This is a genomic window from Spiroplasma apis B31, from assembly GCF_000500935.1.
In the GTDB taxonomy this organism is placed as follows: domain Bacteria; phylum Bacillota_I; class Bacilli_A; order Mycoplasmatales; family Mycoplasmataceae; genus Spiroplasma_A; species Spiroplasma_A apis.
Window position 1 is genome coordinate 865,575 of the sequence record NC_022998.1, and the last position, 17,130, is coordinate 882,704.

A 17,130-nucleotide genomic window follows, 5' to 3' on the forward strand; every position below is an offset into this window, starting at 1 on the left:
TTTAACTCTCCTTGTTTATTTCTTTACTTCTAATTTTTCAATTTGTTTTTATTACTTTTTTATCTTTTAGATAAGTTTTTCATAATTCATATCTATTTTTTATGGTTTGTTTCTTTATAGAATGAAGATAGGATTTTTCTAACTTGTGAAGCTTATCTTTAGTTTCAAGATAAAAATCATATTTTTGTTGATTTTTTTTGTAAAAGATTTCTTTCACTTGTTGAATTGAAAAAATAATTAACGAAAGAATCAACATTCCGATTGAAATATTAACAAATAAATCAGCAAGATTAAATATGTATGTGTCAGATCCTAATAATTGGAAATCTCATTTTAAAAAATCAACTACTCCACCACTAATACCTCTAACATTTGGAGCTCAAGCCCTACCCATTAGATTGGCAAAACTTCCAGCTAACATAACATTTATTGATTGTGTCCAAAATTTATTGTTAACAAATACAAAAATACCTATTAATATTATAGTTACTAATGCTGCTAATGCAATCGCTAGGGTTGGATTGTCAGAATTCATTCCCAAAGCTGCTCCCGGGTTAATGATATACTCCATTTTTATAAATCCAGGTATCAATTTACCTTCTTGACCATAACTAAAATTCTTTACTATCAAAGCTTTTGTTATTCAATCAAAAAATATTAGACTTAAAAATAATGGTAGACATCAAAGAAGTTTATATCTAGCGTTATAATCATATGTTTTAAGAATTAATTTCAAGTTTTTCATAAAATACCACCTTAATTAAGTACGTCATAACAGCGTTCACAGATATCTTCTTTAAGATTATCGAAAATTGCTCAACAACGTTCACATTTTAATCCTTCTTTTAATTTCACACTAACTTCAGCAACCCTAGAGTTAACATCACTTAAAGATTCTTCAAAGATTATTGAGTTAACAATTAAGATTTGATTTAAATCATCAATTTGTTTTATAAAATCATAATCTTTCTTTAATTTTATAGTCAATTCTGCTTCAAATCCTTTTTTTATTATTTTTTCATTTCTAGCTTTTTCTAATGCTTCATTTACATCGTCACGAAGTTTTAAAACTGTTTTTCATTTTTCAACAAAATCATCTTTCATCATGAAGTCTTGTACTCTTAGATCTAATAAATGAACAGACTCTAGTAAAGTGATGTTTTTTATATTTTTATAAACTTCTTCAATAGTGTGAGGTAAAACTGGTCTTAAAACATCGATTAAAACTCATAATTGTTCGTACATAACTGTTTGTACTTGTCGTCTTCTTAAAGAGTCTCTTTTTTCAACATAGATAATATCTTTTATAAAGTCTAAGTAAAATGCAGACAAATCATTTGCGACATAATTATTGATTAACTTATATGCATTGTTGAAATTGAATTTTTCAAATGATTCTGAAACCTTTTGTTTGAATACTGCAAGATTGTGTAAAGCAAAATTATCGACCTCTTTTAAGGTTTTTGCTTCATCTGTCATTGGATTAAAGTCAACTAGATTAGAAAGTAGGAATCTTAAGGTATTTCTTATTTTTCTGTATGATTCTGAAATTTGTTTTAGAATATCCTTCCCTATCTTTTGATCGTCTGTAAAGTCTGTTGAGAACACTCATAATCTTAAAATATCTGCTCCTAAATCATTTGCAATATCAATCGGATTAATGGTATTACCAATTGATTTAGACATTTTTTTACCTTTTTCATCATTTGTCATACCATGAGTTAATAAAGTTTTATATGCTGGTTTTCCATCATAAATAACTGAGTTAATTATTGATGAATTAAATCAACCACGGTATTGGTCATTACCTTCTAAATAAACATCGAATGGTCTTTTTAAACCAAAGTTTTCTTCTAAAGCAATATTTGATGAACCAGAATCGAACCAAACATCTAAAATATCTTTTTCTTTTGTTCACCCTTTGTTACGATACTTTTCAGGCAGAAATTCATCAGCACTTAACTCAAATCAAGAATTAGTTCCTTTTTCTTCAGTCACATTAATTGCATATTTAATTATTTCTTTATCTAGTTGAGGTTGTTTTTTTTCATCGTAGAATGCGATAATAGGTACTCCTCATAATCTTTGTCTACTTATTGTCCAATCATTTCTATCTTTAACGATGTTTCTCAATCTTTCCTTAGATCATTCAGGATAAGTAACAACATTGTTAACAATAACGTTGTCTATTTCTTTTTTAACTGCGTCCAAACCTACAAACCATTGGTTTGTAGCACGATAAATAACTGGTTTTTTTGTTCTTCAGTCATGTGGGTATGAGTGTTTTAAAAATTTTAGTTTTAATAAATAGCCTTTATTTTCTAACTCTAATCCGATAACTTTATTAGCATCTTCGTAAAATAAACCTTCAAGTCTTTCATCATCAACAGTGATGTCAAACTTTCCTTGATCATCTATTGGGGCAAATGCTTTGATATTGTGTTTTGAGACAATTTCAAAGTCGTCTTGTCCAAAACCACCAGCTATATGAACTAGACCAGAACCAGATTCAGCTGTTACGTGATGTCCAATAACAATTTTCCCGGTTTTTTTATCATATCAAGGATGTTTATATTCAAGATCAACTAACTCTGCTCCCTTTAAAGTTTTTAATATGGTTACGTTTTCTCAACCAACTGATTCTGAAACCTGAGAAAGTAAGTCTTTTGCTAAAAGATATTTTTTATCTGATGCATCTGACGTAATAACAACATATTCCATATCTTCTCCAACAGCAATTAACTGATTGGCTGGTATTGTTCATGGAGTTGTTGTTCAAATTATTGCATTTACATTATTAAATTCAGGATTATTTATTATAGGAACTCCAACGTAAATTGAAGGTGACCTAACTTCTGCATATTCGATTTCTGCTTCTGCAAGTGCTGATTCACTAGATGGTGACCAATAAATTGGCTTTAAATCTCTATATATTAATCCCTTTTCTATCATTTTTAAGAATAGGTGAAGTTGACTAATTTCATAATCTTGAGTCAAAGTAATATATTTTTTATCATAATCAGTGAATATACCTAATCTTCTGAATTGCTCTGCTTGATTTTTCACTTGATCTAGTGCATAATTCTTACATAAATCTCTAAATTCTGTTGGTTTAATTGCTTTTCTATCGACACCTTGTTTAGTGATTGCAGTTTCAATCGGCAAACCATGTGTGTCTCAACCCATTATATATGGTGAATTATATCCACTACTATTTTTTCAACGCACGATGAAATCTTTCAAAATTTTATTTAATGAGTGACCAACGTGAATATCTCCATTAGCATATGGTGGTCCATCATGTAAAACAAACAAAGGTTTATCTTTGTTGCTTGATATTTTTTTATTGTAAATATTTTCTTCCAACCATTTATTTTCCATTAATGGTTCCTTTTTATTTAAATCTGCTTTCATCTCGAAATCTGTTTGATAGATTAATAATGTGTCTTTATAATTTTTTTGCATAATAAATCCTTTCATATAAAAAAAAACGCCCTTATAAAGGAGCGTTTGATCGCGGTACCATCCTTAGTTATGTAAAAAAAATTTACATATCTTTTTTTCTATAACGCGAAAACCGAGGAGTTCTACAAAGTTGAAACTTCTTCTTCTCCTAATAACCAAGTGATGAATATATAGTCCATTTATTAGTTCACACCAAACACTAACTCTCTGAATAACTTTTTATATATCCTTGTCTTGTTCTTTAAATATATTTTCGTACGATTGCACGATTTTTCTTGAGTTAATTATATCATCATTTAATGAAAAAACATTTAACCCTATGATGTTTTTCTTAGCTTCATTTGTTAAGTCTCTTTTAAGAGCTTCGAAAGCAGATTTGAAGACATTTTCATTGAAATATCCAATTCCACTAAGTGCACTTGTGATAGAAATGTCAATAGGTAAATCGTTTATGTAGTAAAGATTATTTTTAATACTTCAGTTTTCATCTAATAAAGACCTTAGATAAGCGTAGTAGAATTCCATAGTTTGCATTTCAATACTTGCTTCTATAATTGTGCCCTTGCGTACTTTAACTTTACTTTTATCATTTATTCCGAATTCAACATCATCTAAATATTCTAACTTATATCTTGACATAACATTAAAAGTAGTTGGTGATATTATATCAATATAACCTTTTAATGACTCAATTAAGTCTATGTATGAAAAACTTCCTGCAACGAACTTGTCTTTTCGTAAATGATCAAAGTTTATTGATGCGGATACAAAAAAGTCTTTGTTTTCTAATCAATTTTCAAGTTTTATTTCGCGAATTGCTTGTGAGAGTGTCGACTTACTTTCAAAACTCCTCAAAGTTTCACCAACAATTGAAATATCAATTCCGTCCAAATTCATTTCTCTTATCAATTCTTTAAGAGATTTTTTTATATCTTTTTTTTGGTCTCACTTGAATAAAATTTTATCTGCTGAAGCTCCTCCAATAGATAAAATATATTTTTTCTTTTTATTTTTCTTGGTGCTTAAAAAAATGTAGTTTTTATCTTTTTCTCCATTTTCTGCTGATTTGTTTCTCAATGTATATTGAAAATCAGTATCGTAATTATTAGAGATAACCTGTTCTTTTTCTTTATCGTAAACACCTGGAACAGAATAAGCCAACTTGATATATTTTACATTTTTATAATTCTCACAACAATCAACAGTTTCTAATAAAGGTGCTTCAATTCATTTATTAGCTTCACTATCGGCAACCTTGTTTTCTTTTGTGACTCAATCATATCAATAAAATGATAAATTATTTTCTCTTTTTTCTATTAGCTTATTAGTTTTTTCATCCAAAACTCCTTTGTTGTTCGATTTGAATAATATTTTTTGTGTTCCAGTAAGTATTCTTGATCTTGCAACCGCCTTAATATTCACTGAGTAGATAGAATTATTCAAAATGTCTACCGTATCAGATTCTTTTTTTATAGAGTTTTTATCAATAGTTATGTTTGAAAATAGTTCCAATTCTTTATCAGAATAATGACCATTTTTTAGATTTTTTCGGACAAAAGTTGTTATTAAGTTTTTTTCGTTAACTTCAATTATTGGTGTATCAGTCAAATCTCCATTAAAATTTAATGATGCAATGTTAGTTGTGGTCTTTTCAAAACAAGAAATTGTTAGTGAACTTGTTGAAACAACTAAACTTATTGTGCTAAAGATATTTAATATTCTTTTCATTTTTTTAACTCCTAATGACCTACTTATGTAACAATTTATATTTTAATGTCTTTTAAGACCATATCTGCGATGTTTTTAATTTCTGCCTTGTCTTTAATTATAAAATGTTCGTTTCTTGATAAAAATTCATTAACTTCTTTGTTGAACAAATTTTGATTAGCATTGATTTTATTTAAAGTATTTTCAATATCATTTTTAACATCATAAACAAACTCAATAGCTTTTGTAATTATTTTTTCGGCATTATAACGAGCAATATCGTAAACTTGCTTTGTCTTAAGAACTCCGCTGTCGATATACTCTTGTTTTTTACGAAAAATCTCTATTTCTTCTTTTAGTTCCTTATTTTCTTTATAAAGTGCCTGAGCGTCCATTATAAATGACCTCCAAAGTTTCAATTTAACGATATTTCATTAGTTTTTTGAAACTTATCACTAAATTCTTTATTCATACCAACGATTATATTAAATAGTAAATCGAAAATAATCATTTCTCCTGGAACTGATGAGATTGATGGATATTTTATTTTATCAATATTCATTGTATGAGTTTCTAATAAATAAATATCATCGCAAGACATGGTACCTATATGATTTTTAGTGGTTTCAATGTCAGTTGTTAATATCAAAATAGGTATTTCTTTGGTCATTGACCACTTAACAGCCTCAATAATTTCTTTTGTTCAACCTGTTCTTGTTACAAATACACAAAAATCTTCTTTACCAAAAAAAACTGCTCTTTGTGCAAAACTATGTATATTGCTTACTCTGATTGCATCTATATCTATTCTTGCTAAGTTAAGTACAAAAGAGTTGATAGATGTTTGCTCTTGTTCTATACCAAACACAATTACTCTTTTGGAATTATATATTCTAGAAGCTATATCTTCTATATATTTATGATCGATTGCGTCTAATGTTTCATTTATTGTAAATAAAGCACTACCTCTCACATTATGAATAATTTGTTCAATCGTCTTATTATCTCATAATTTGTAATAATCACTTTGCATTCTTGATTTCTCATAAACAAACATTTGTGCTGCTTTAAAACTTTTGAAACCCAATTTTTGACAAACCCTTGTCATTGTACTCGAACTTACATTACTTGCTTTTGAGACATCTTGTATTGAATGACTACAGAAATAATCAGGGTTTTCATTAATTTGCTTAACAATCGCTCCTTCTGTACTATTCAATTTACTCTCATCTAATTTAATTATTTTCATAATACCTCCATTACTTTTTCTTTTTGAAAGTTACTTTAGATCAATCCTTAGTATCTGAACGATACCCTATTTCTTCTAAGTGTTTTTTTCTTAGCGTCTTTAATTCTTCAAGACTTGCGCATCTTTTCAAGTCATTGATGTATTTTGTTGATAATCTAAGGATTAAACTAACCCCAAATTTATCTTTTTTGTGTTTCTCAACCTTTATAATTATAACCATTATTAAAAGAATTGAAAATAGTAAAATGAACCCAAAAGTAGCAAGATAAGGTACTCAGAGGTTTTGTGTTAATTTTCAATCAACAGCGAATTCACCAGCGTTTTCAATGTCTGTAAAGACTAAATTGGTGGCTCCAACTCATCCTGCTTGCATAACATTCATCATATAACGCTGTGGAAATGCATAAAGGAAAGAATTCAACCAATCATACTTAGCTATAATATTGTAAGGATAGGCACAACCAAGCAAATAATAGGCTAAAATATACAAAAGTAAAGCTAAAATTAACGCCATACTTGATCTTTTGAAAAAAGTGTAAATACTATAGCTCATAAGAACCGATAATAATCATAGGAAGAAAGCTCCACTTATGAACATAGGTCAATTTACATGTTTAACTAATTCCATTTGTGTATCAAAGACTATTAATGTTGATGATAATAGTGCTATTGATACAATCACATTAATTGTTAATGAAGATAGAATGTATGCAAATGGTTTTATTCACACATTAATTGGTGTGTAATCTATTCTTTTAGTAAATCCCGTTTCTTTATGGCTATTTAAACCACGATAAAAAGTATGTAGACCGTTTCTAATAATTAAACTACCAATTGCAGAAGATAATATAAAAGGATCATTCTCTCTATAAAGAAGTCATATTCATAAAACAAAAAATATTATAACTATCCCCAATAATATGTTTAATGGTGAAACAAAAAAAGTCTTAAGAGATAATTTATAAAAATCAAAAAATACTTTAAAGTTATTTTTAAATTTGAATGTTTTATTAGATTCCTTCATTATTGTCACCCTTTTTCGAAGCTGAGTTTTTTTTCAACTTTCAATATTTTTTTGCTAGACTTTTTTGTTTATTTAATATGATAGTTTCATTTGATTTATTTATTTCATTACGAACTTTGATAATTTCTTTAAGATCATTTACAGAACTTGCTCTTTTTATCGTGTAAATTATTCCTAAATGCTTGTTTTTATTAATAAATCTTTTGTATTTTCTATTTTCAAACTCAAAAGACTTATTAAAAATGATAGTCACCAATATCAAGGAACCCATTATCAAAATAATCGATACTAAATAAGGGATCCAAGTATGCCCACCATATCCAAATCCTTGATCAAAGTCAGGATAGGACATATTTGATGAATTGATTCAACCAGCATCCATTATATTAAGTGCATATCTTTGTGGGAATATATAACTTATATAAATGATAAACTCGTTTTTTGCTAATAATTTGTATGGGATACCCAAACCAAGTAAAAATATTGCTCCATAATAATAAATATTACCAATAGCTAACGCTCATTCTGTTTTTTTGATTGTAAATGCTACTATAAAAGCAATCATATTACACATAATTACAAGAAGTAAGTAACCACTTATGAACATTATCCAATTTACATCCTGTATGGACATTCTTTGATCTTTATACAACATTGCTATTGCTACAATTATTAAGGAAACAAGCAGATTTATAACGTGATTAAATATAATTAAACTGAAAAAGACAAAAGTTTTAGATACTCTTGTTGAGAATATTCTGTTAAAAAAGTTTTTAGCTTTGAATTCATTTAGTGTTCTGATGAAGTTGAATAAGCAATTTCTAATACAACTAACCCCTACTGCAGATGCTACTACAAAGGGGTCATATTTTATTGAGTTTGATCCAACCGAAGTGTCTTTAAAGGATAATCAAACTATCAAAGTTATGATTGTTATAATTCACCCTGAAAAAAGGTTGAATATATCTTTTCGATAGTTTTCCATTTGAAGTTTTCATAAGGTTTTAAATACTTCTCAATGCTTATTCATCATTAAACTCCTTTCTAAACACTAGTGTTTTTTTGCTCTAGATTTCGTAGTTGTTTTTTACTTCTTTCTTGTCTTTTTAAAATTTTAGCTTCAAACTTCATGATTTTAATCTCTTCTTGAATATATTTTTTCTTAAGAAGTCTTAGCTGAGTTAGTTCTTTCTTTGATAATTCGGCGGTAATTTCATTTCCATCTACTATAATTTTGTTAGTTTTAAAAACACCGTATAAGTCGTTTGATAAATATTTTGGAAAGAACTCTACTTTTTGTAAATAACGTTTTATTAATCTTCAATAATTATGTGTAGTTCCTACTTTTTTATATTGCTTTTTCAAGTCTTTGAATAATTTTATTAGTTTTTTGATTGCTATTTTAACATCGTCAATAGTAGATTTATTCAAACCCGTTGATGCTAATGTTATTATTTTTTGGTGAAGTTCTTGACTATTGAAATTAATATTTTTTATTTTATTAAAGATTTTATCATTTTGAACAGTTTCAATATTATCAAAACTATTTATGAATACATCATAAATCTCAGTTGCTTTTTCTAATTTTTTTTCATATTTTTTTAATATAGGTTTAAATACTGGGTCCGGTTTTAATTTCACTTCTTTTGATTCGATGGTTTTCATAACCTTTAAAGTATAGTCTTCGAATCTAGTGTTAGAATCTCAGTCATTAACATAATCATCTGACAGTATTAATCCTGATTCCATAACAATTATTCGATTACATAGGTAATCGAAAATTGAATTATCTGGTGAAATGACTACAAATGTGGCCTTGTGCTCCTCTTTATATTTTTTCAAGAAGCTCAAAACTTTTACTTTCATATCCATCCCTATTGTATTTGAAACCTCATCAAGTATTACTAGTTCAGGTTTGTGAATGAAGGCAAGGAATAATGAAAATAATTGCAATCACGACTTGTTACAAGAGTTTAAGTAATTATCTCATCTATCTTGTATATTAAAAACACTTGAGAGTTCATCCAATCAAGCTTCATCTTCCATATTGTATATAGATTTATATAAATTAACGATTTCTTTAACTTTGAATCCATCTGGTCAAATGGTATCCCTAAACTGAAAACCCACTGAAGATAAAACGTCACCACGATTAAAATTATATTCTAAAATACCACCTGTCTGCCTGATTTGATTAGCTATCAATCTTCCTAAAACAGTCTTTCCAGATTGATTAGGACCAATTATACCAATCCCATCTCCCTTATATATTTTTAGGTTTATTTTTTTAATCGCTCAGACTTTTCTATCAAAAATTTTTGAGATGTTTTCCAATTCAACAAGAACTTCTTTTTCCTTTTGCATATATTTAACCTCTTTTTTATACTTTATCTTTAATAAATTCCTTTACTAACGATAAATATTCTTCTGTATTAGATATCAATGATCTTATATGTGAACCTTTTTCAAAAATTTTAATTTTATCTTTGGTATCTAAAATCTTTCTTAAATTATATATCTTTTTTGTGTCTTCGCAATTAGTAATTGTATCTTCTTTTGAGTGGATGAACAAAATAGGAAAACTTTTGTCACAATTCACAATCATCTTTGACAAATTATGTTTCATTACATCAACGCCGTAATCTTGTTGATAAACTTGTATCGCTTCATTTACAACATCTTTTAAATAGTTTGATATAAGTGGTGTGATATTTAAGAATAGCTTATTAAAAATTTCACGAACACCAAAATATGGTGAGTCAGTGATTCCAAACTTGATTTTATTTTTTTTCCAATCAAAGTCTTTTCGTAATGCAAAAGCATTAACTGTAAATGCACCCATACTAAAACCAACAAGTCCAATTGATTTAGGTTTGAATGTAGCGTTAACATATTTGATAACTTGCATCAAATCTTCAACTTCGTTAGTTCCAAGAGTTACTAAACCTTTTTCAGATTGTCCATGATTACGGAAGTCAAAAGCTAAAATGTTAAATCCCAAGTCATTTAAATATCAAGTTGATAGTGCGCTAGATTCTTTTGATGAAGAATAACCGTGAACTGCTATTATTCATTTTTTAGATTTTTTTGGACTCAAATGATAGATTGCACTTAATGTAACATCTCCTACGATACTAACTTGTTTTCAACCATTTGTGTCTAGACAAATTATTCTTCTATCTACCTTCTCGGTTATCAGAGACTCGTTATATAAATGCAAAACACTTTTAAAGCCACCTTGGTTGTAAATACTTTCATTAGCTTTTGTATTATTTAGATACTTTATTAATTTCTTTGCCAGTAATTTGTTGGTCATCTTGTACTCCTTTATATAAATATATTACAAAAAAATCTACAATTAAGTAGATTTTTTAAACTAACAACTAGTTTGTTTTTTTCAATGAGGACCAGTTCTACATTTTTCTCAATCTTTGTCAATGATTGCTAATTTTTCAGAATACTCCTCTATGATTTTTCTAGATTGTTCTCTTGTTAATAACTTTTTATTCATTTTTGCACCATAATGCTTGAAAGCACTTGTTCCAAACGCTTCATATGATTTAGAGTAAGGTTCAGTATAGTCCACCAAATATGTCTTTGGCATTGCTTTTGTATAAAGCGGAAGAACATTGAAGTTTTCATATAACATACTATACTCTTCTTGTGCAAATTTTTGATACCTTTTTGTTATATCGGTTTCTTCAAGATCGGTCTTTTCATAATCATTTGTATATTTATATCAGCTATCAAATAAATTTTTTGTTTCACTTGTAATTAACTTTTTATCTACGTAATATTTTCCCTCAAACACCTCATCATCTATTGCTGATGCTTTTGATTTAAATAATCTTTTATTCCCATTATAAGCGGTATATGAACCACCAAGTGTTAGTGTTTCTAAAAATGTTGATGGGTCTTTAAAATCAGGAGATCAACCAGAAACAAACATATCAAAGTTACCCTTTGATGCTTCTGTTCGATATTCATCTGTTGAAGTAGGAACAAAAGTTTCAATTTTTATTGGGTTATTTGGAATTGCATTAAATGTTTTAACCATAAAGTTAACATATGGATTTAATGATGTACTTGTTGAAGGATTTAAAATAAATCTTAAAACAACTTTACCATTTTTTCTTTCAAGTTTCTCTTTTTCAATGAACTCATTAATGCTTTCTATTAATTGAGATTGACTTTTACCCACTAAAGCTTCTGATTTGTTTAAATATGCATCATTACCATCTTTCAAAGTTCAGCTTTTTGAAGCTAAGTTGTTTTGTATAGTTGTTTTTTTGTCGTATATATCTGAAATATATTCTGTGTAATCTCTATTAGACTCACTTGGGTTTTTCGCAACATCAAATCCTGTATATGTATTTCTAAGCATTTTAGAAATCTGAGAATCATCAATTGTTTTTGAAAATGCTCTTACAAATTTACTTCTTTCAATTGATGTAGATAAGAATGCTCTAACATCTTTTGACTGTAATAATTTTGAAGCAGAAAGTGCTTGTGAATTTCCTTTATTTAAAGCAGAGTTAAAGAAGTTATAGAATAGTAGAAATGTTCCTGGACTATCTGCTGATTTTGTATAATAAGCTCCATCAAATTTAGGATTATCATAATCCTTACCGATGTAATCATTTCATCCTTTTAAATCATCTGCCGATAAATTAAATCCAGTAATTGAACCAGACTCAAATAATGTTCTAGTTCTAGATGAAGAACCAGCTTCTAAATAGCTATACTCAAGTCTTTTTATGTTTACATTTTCTTTAAGGTGATAATTTGGGTTAGCTACTAAAACAATCTTTCCATTTGGGTTCACCACTTCAGGGATATAAGCACCATTAAAATATGCTTCCTTATAATCTGTAATCATACCTTTATATGGATCATAAATTGGTGAGAATACTGAGTAGTTCAATAAACTTTCGAAATAAGGAGATGGTTTAGTAAGTATAAAAGTTAGTAAACCCTCTTTGTCGTTGGCCTGTATTCCGAAATCATCTTTATGATTTTCAAAAACTTTATCTATCAACTGACTTGACGAACCACTTGATTGTTGCTTGTCTAGATTTTTGATCTCATCGTAAATTGTATCAGCGCCTTTGATAAATGATAATCAAAGTGTAGAAACATCAGAACCATTATTTTCGACTAAAGCATATTTAGCTGCTTTTATAACATCAGAAGGTTTAACTTTATCTACCTTCTCACCTTTGCTATTTGTTCAAAAGATATTATCTCTAAACTTATATGTTCATTTCTTAGAATCCTCTTCAGACTTACCTACTGTACCTTTCGAACCATTTTCTTCACCATACTCACTTTCAACTAATGCACCATACATTCTTCCGTAAGGATCTGATGAAATTAGTGTATCATTTGTATCTGATAAAAATCGTCCGTCTTCCGCTTGCATAGTATGAGCTGTGTTTCAACTTGTGACGTTGAATTGATAAACTCCTTTATAAGTTTCATTGTCTATTTCTCTATTCATCAGTGAAGATAGAGATAATCCACATGAGACAACTGAAGAGGTAATTAATGACCCACCCATTGCCACACTAGATAAACTTAGGAATTTTTTAAATAGTTTATTCATTTTTAGCTCCTTTCTCGATTTTTAAGTTTGCTTTTTATTTTTCTAATTTCTCTTGAATTCGCTCAGACAAAGTGCCCTGGTAAAATTTCTTTAAAATATGGTAGCTCAAATATGTAATCGAAGTGTTCTTTTTCTGGTTCGTATAATTGAAGTTTTGTTTCTTTTGCTAACTCTGGTTCAGGAATTGGAATTGCAGATAACAAAGCTTTTGTATAAGGATGTAAAGGATTACTAAACAACTCTTCTGCAGGTGCAAGTTCAACAATTTGACCATGATAAATAACAGCAATTCTATCTGCAATATACCTTACAACTGATAAATCGTGAGCTACAAATATAAATGTCAAATCTAATAGTTCTTGGAATTTTTTAAATAAGTTTAATACCTGCGCTCTAATAGAAACGTCTAAAGCTGATATTGGTTCATCTGCAACTATTAATTGAGGTCTCATAGCTAAACTTCTTGCAATACCAACACGTTGTCTTTGACCACCAGAGAATTCATGAGGATATCTTGATAAATGTTCTGGTAGTAAACCAACAGATTTAACAAGATTTAGTATAATATGTTTTTTAACCATTGAGTGAGTTACTTGTTCCATTGTTAATTGATCATGAGGATTTTGCTCGTTATGTTCTTTCAAAAATCTTTCTCTAGCTTCGTCACCTTTGTAAAGTTCTGGGAAGTTTTCCATTCCTTCTGCAATAATTTCTTCAATTGCCATTCTATCATTTAATGATGAACCAGGATCTTGGAAAATCATTTGTATATTTCTTCTATTTTTTCTTTTTTCTTTTTTTGTTTGACCAGCAAACAAGAAAGAATTTTTAACGAATTCATCAATAGAAGGTAATTCCAAGAACTCAGTTAACTCTATAAATGAATCAACTTCTTCTTCAGAGTATGGATTTTGAATGTCTTTCCATTTGTAGAAACTCTCTATCAACTCTTTGTCTTTAACAATATTTTTTTGAATTATTTTTTTTATTTGTTCAAGTTCTTTAGATAAATCTTTAAGTTCTTTTTTTGATAATGTTGCATTGTTGTCAATTAGGTTTTTTAGATTTCTTTCAAAGTCTGTATTCTTTAATTTGTTACCTAATGAGACTATACGCTCATCGATTGGGTGACCTTCACTCAATAAACTTAAAATTTTCTTAGAAGCATTGGTATTGAAATTTTTGTTTGACCAAAAATCTTGAATGTAGTAAGACAATTTTTTAAAGTTTTCATCCGATTCATCAATACCTTGGTTTTTTAAAATATTTAATTGATTTACACATACTTTTCAGAATTCGTCTCTTTTTATATAAATAAGTTTATTGTAGTAGTTGATGAAAGATTCTCTCTTACTTTTTGGTGCTGATAATGCGTATGATTGATATTGCATATCAGAAACTCACTTGATTTTTTTCAAGTAGTCTTTGTGATTTTCAACAAGTGTGTTTCATTGTTTAAATATTGCTGTGAAAAACGCTTCAATATCTTTATTTTTATTGGCAATGAACTTACCTCTTAAATTTAAAATCTCTTCAATGCAGTTATATACATTAGTTGCGAATTCCTTTAAGTCCAAAACTGCTTCTTTAGTTTCTATGATTTTAGATAATACAGATTTCTCAAGTTTTTTTGAGATTTCAGGTATGTATGCGTTCAAGTTTGTAGTAAACTTAATCATTCTATCTTGGTTTTTAATTATTCTATTGATGTCTTTTAAGTTATTTAATGAAATATCTTTAACATATTTTATTTTGCTATCTTTAAGCTTACTTTTTAGCTCTTTAATGTCTAATAATTTATTTTGGTCTTTGTAAAAATAATAAATATCTTTTAATGCTTCCAATGTTCTATCAAGTTCTTTTGAAGTCATATCAGCCTTAATTAACATACTATGAATTTTTTTTGCAATATCTTTGTTTAAAGTGTATAAACTTGTTGGTTTACCCCCTACGATGGTGTCATTCATATAAATTGCACCATCTTTAATTGGTTGAACACCAACTATAGCTCTACCAATTGTTGTTTTTCCAGAGCCTGACTCACCAACTATACCAAATATTTCTCCTTTATGAATATCAAAACTTGCTTCCTTTACGGCTTTGAATTTCTTTCCTTTAGTGCGAAACTCAATTACAAGGTCTCTAATACTTAAAAGTATGTTTTCTGTATTTGTTGACATAATGTTAACCTACCTTTTCGGCCTCTCTAATTGTTTCTTTCAAGTTATTAAGAATAGCTGGTTTTTCAACTTTTGGTGACCTTGGATCTAATAATCAAGTCTTAGCAAAATGAGTTTCGCTAATTTTGAACATTGGAGGTTCCTTGATATAGTCAAGTTCTAATGCAAATTTATTTCTTGGTGCGAAAGCATCTCCTTTAATTTCATTAAATAATGATGGAGGTGTACCTTCAATTGAATAAAGTTCATCACCTTTTTTACCTAATTGTGGTAATGAAGATAAAAGAGCTCAAGTATACGGATGTTTTGCATTTTCAAAGATATCATTCACTGTTCCAATTTCAATAATTTGACCTGCATACATAACCGCAATTCTATCAGCGATTTTAGCAACAACACCTAAGTCATGAGTAATAAATATTACAGTAAACTTGTATTCATCTTGTAGACTTTTAATCAAGTCTAGAATCTGTGCTTGTATGGTTACGTCAAGCGCTGTTGTTGGTTCATCACAAATCAAAACTCTTGGTCTTGAAGCTAAGGCGATGGCAATGACAACTCTTTGTCTCATACCACCTGAATATCTTCCAGGAATATCTTTGAAACGTTTTTCAGGATCAGTTATACCAACTTTTCTTAATAATTCTATAGCTTCTACTTTAGCTTCTTTTCTACCCATACCTAATTGTTTTCTTAATACTTCGGTAATTTGGAAACCAACAGGTAAAAGTGGGTTTAATGAAGTCATAGGATCTTGGAAAACAGTAGAAATTGTTTTACCTCTAAGTTGTCTAACTTCTTTTGAAGCTTTTATTTTATTTACTAAGTCCGAGTTTTTAACTCGTTTTCAATCGACTAAGATATTGTAAAAATGATCTGTATCCAATACCTTGTTATTAATGATAGAATGACACAATGTTTCTAGCTCCACTTCAAAACGCTTTAAATGTTTTTTAAGTGAGAAATATTTTATAACGAAACTTTTTTCTTCCTCAGTTCATTCGTTATTTGTGTCAATAAATCTTTCAATCAATAAAATGATTTTAGATATTTTATTTTTACATAACATATCTATTGGTTTAATTTTATTGATATCGATTTCATAGCGAATAATTTCATCGAAGTAACTATTTACAATAGAATCACGAACTTCGTCGTTTTCTATTATTTCTAATTTTTCTGATATTAATTTAATTTTTGCTTCGAGATTATTTATTTTTTTGTTTCGTAAATTGGATTTATTAAAATCGACATCTTTTGATAATTCGTGTAAATAATCTTGCTTGTTTTTTAATAACTCATTGTATTTTGTTTTATTATTATTTTTGATTTCAATGATTTTGTTTATTTCTTCTTCGTTATTAAATAAGCCTGCCTTCAAACTTGCAATTTTTTCTTCATAAATTTTTTGCAAAGTTTCATTAGTTTCATTTGATAACTTTTTTTCTAATCTATAAACTTCTAAAAAATCTTTTTCTGCTTTTTTAGACAAAAACATTGGATTAAGCTTATAAATAATTCTAATTTTTTTTAATATTTTTTTAATATTTTGCTTATTAGTTTTAACCACAACTTTAATCAAGTCTTTAGAAATTAATGGACTTTGTAAGTTAACCAAGTCTAATGGTTCTTTAAAATAAACTTTTGTATCATCGACTGACTCTTTATTTGGTCTATAAACTATAGAACCATTACTAATTCACCCGTTAGATTCAAGCATTCCAGTAAAAGTTTTCGTGATAACAGATTTTCCAGAACCAGACTCCCCAACTATCGCTAGGATTTCTTTATCAAAAATATCTAAATTTACATTTCTTATTGCTGTTAAAAATCTTCCTCTAACTTGGAATTTTACTTCCATATTTCTAACAGACAATATTCTTTTTTCTTTATTCATGAT

The 17,130-nt window shown here is 28.3% G+C and carries 12 protein-coding genes; all 12 read right to left on the reverse strand.

The window, feature by feature from the left end:
* Position 1: 1 nt before the first annotated feature.
* Positions 2-745, reverse strand: coding sequence for a signal peptidase II (lspA, locus tag SAPIS_RS03755; RefSeq protein WP_023789801.1), 744 nt, complete (start codon positions 743-745; stop codon positions 2-4).
* An 11-nt stretch (positions 746-756) separates the two neighbouring features.
* Positions 757-3,465: an isoleucine--tRNA ligase gene (ileS, locus tag SAPIS_RS03760; protein WP_023789803.1), complete on the reverse strand. Its 2,709-nt coding sequence runs from the start codon at positions 3,463-3,465 to the stop codon at positions 757-759.
* Between the two features lie 219 nt (positions 3,466-3,684).
* Positions 3,685-5,193 (reverse strand): lipoprotein, encoded by a 1,509-nt coding sequence (locus SAPIS_RS03765; protein WP_023789805.1) that lies wholly within the window; start codon positions 5,191-5,193, stop codon positions 3,685-3,687.
* A 35-nt stretch (positions 5,194-5,228) separates the two neighbouring features.
* A complete protein-coding gene (locus SAPIS_RS03770) occupies positions 5,229-5,567 on the reverse strand; it encodes a hypothetical protein (RefSeq protein ID WP_023789807.1) in 339 nt (112 codons plus the stop codon).
* Positions 5,567-6,421 (reverse strand): MurR/RpiR family transcriptional regulator, encoded by an 855-nt coding sequence (locus SAPIS_RS03775; RefSeq protein ID WP_023789808.1) that lies wholly within the window; start codon positions 6,419-6,421, stop codon positions 5,567-5,569. Before SAPIS_RS03775 ends, SAPIS_RS03770 begins: the two co-directional genes overlap by 1 nt.
* Before the next feature lie 10 nt (positions 6,422-6,431).
* Positions 6,432-7,445, reverse strand: a complete 1,014-nt coding sequence (locus SAPIS_RS03780; protein ID WP_023789810.1) for a hypothetical protein — start codon at positions 7,443-7,445, stop codon at positions 6,432-6,434.
* A complete protein-coding gene (locus tag SAPIS_RS03785) occupies positions 7,432-8,475 on the reverse strand; it encodes an ABC transporter permease (RefSeq protein ID WP_023789812.1) in 1,044 nt (347 codons plus the stop codon). Before SAPIS_RS03785 ends, SAPIS_RS03780 begins: the two co-directional genes overlap by 14 nt.
* 14 nt (positions 8,476-8,489) lie before the next feature.
* Positions 8,490-9,809: an ATP-binding cassette domain-containing protein gene (locus SAPIS_RS03790; RefSeq protein ID WP_023789814.1), complete on the reverse strand. Its 1,320-nt coding sequence runs from the start codon at positions 9,807-9,809 to the stop codon at positions 8,490-8,492.
* Between the two features lie 16 nt (positions 9,810-9,825).
* Entirely contained in the window at positions 9,826-10,761 is a 936-nt protein-coding gene (locus SAPIS_RS03795; protein ID WP_023789816.1) for an alpha/beta hydrolase, read from the reverse strand.
* Between the two features lie 60 nt (positions 10,762-10,821).
* Entirely contained in the window at positions 10,822-13,050 is a 2,229-nt protein-coding gene (locus SAPIS_RS03800; protein ID WP_023789818.1) for an ABC transporter substrate-binding protein, read from the reverse strand.
* 2 nt (positions 13,051-13,052) lie between these two features.
* Complete coding sequence (gene oppF, locus SAPIS_RS05575) at positions 13,053-15,230, reverse strand: oligopeptide ABC transporter ATP-binding protein OppF (protein ID WP_023789820.1); 2,178 nt, start codon at positions 15,228-15,230, stop codon at positions 13,053-13,055.
* A gap of 4 nt (positions 15,231-15,234) precedes the next feature.
* Positions 15,235-17,127, reverse strand: a complete 1,893-nt coding sequence (gene oppD / locus SAPIS_RS05580; protein ID WP_023789822.1) for an oligopeptide ABC transporter ATP-binding protein OppD — start codon at positions 17,125-17,127, stop codon at positions 15,235-15,237.
* Between the last annotated feature and the right edge of the window lie 3 nt (positions 17,128-17,130).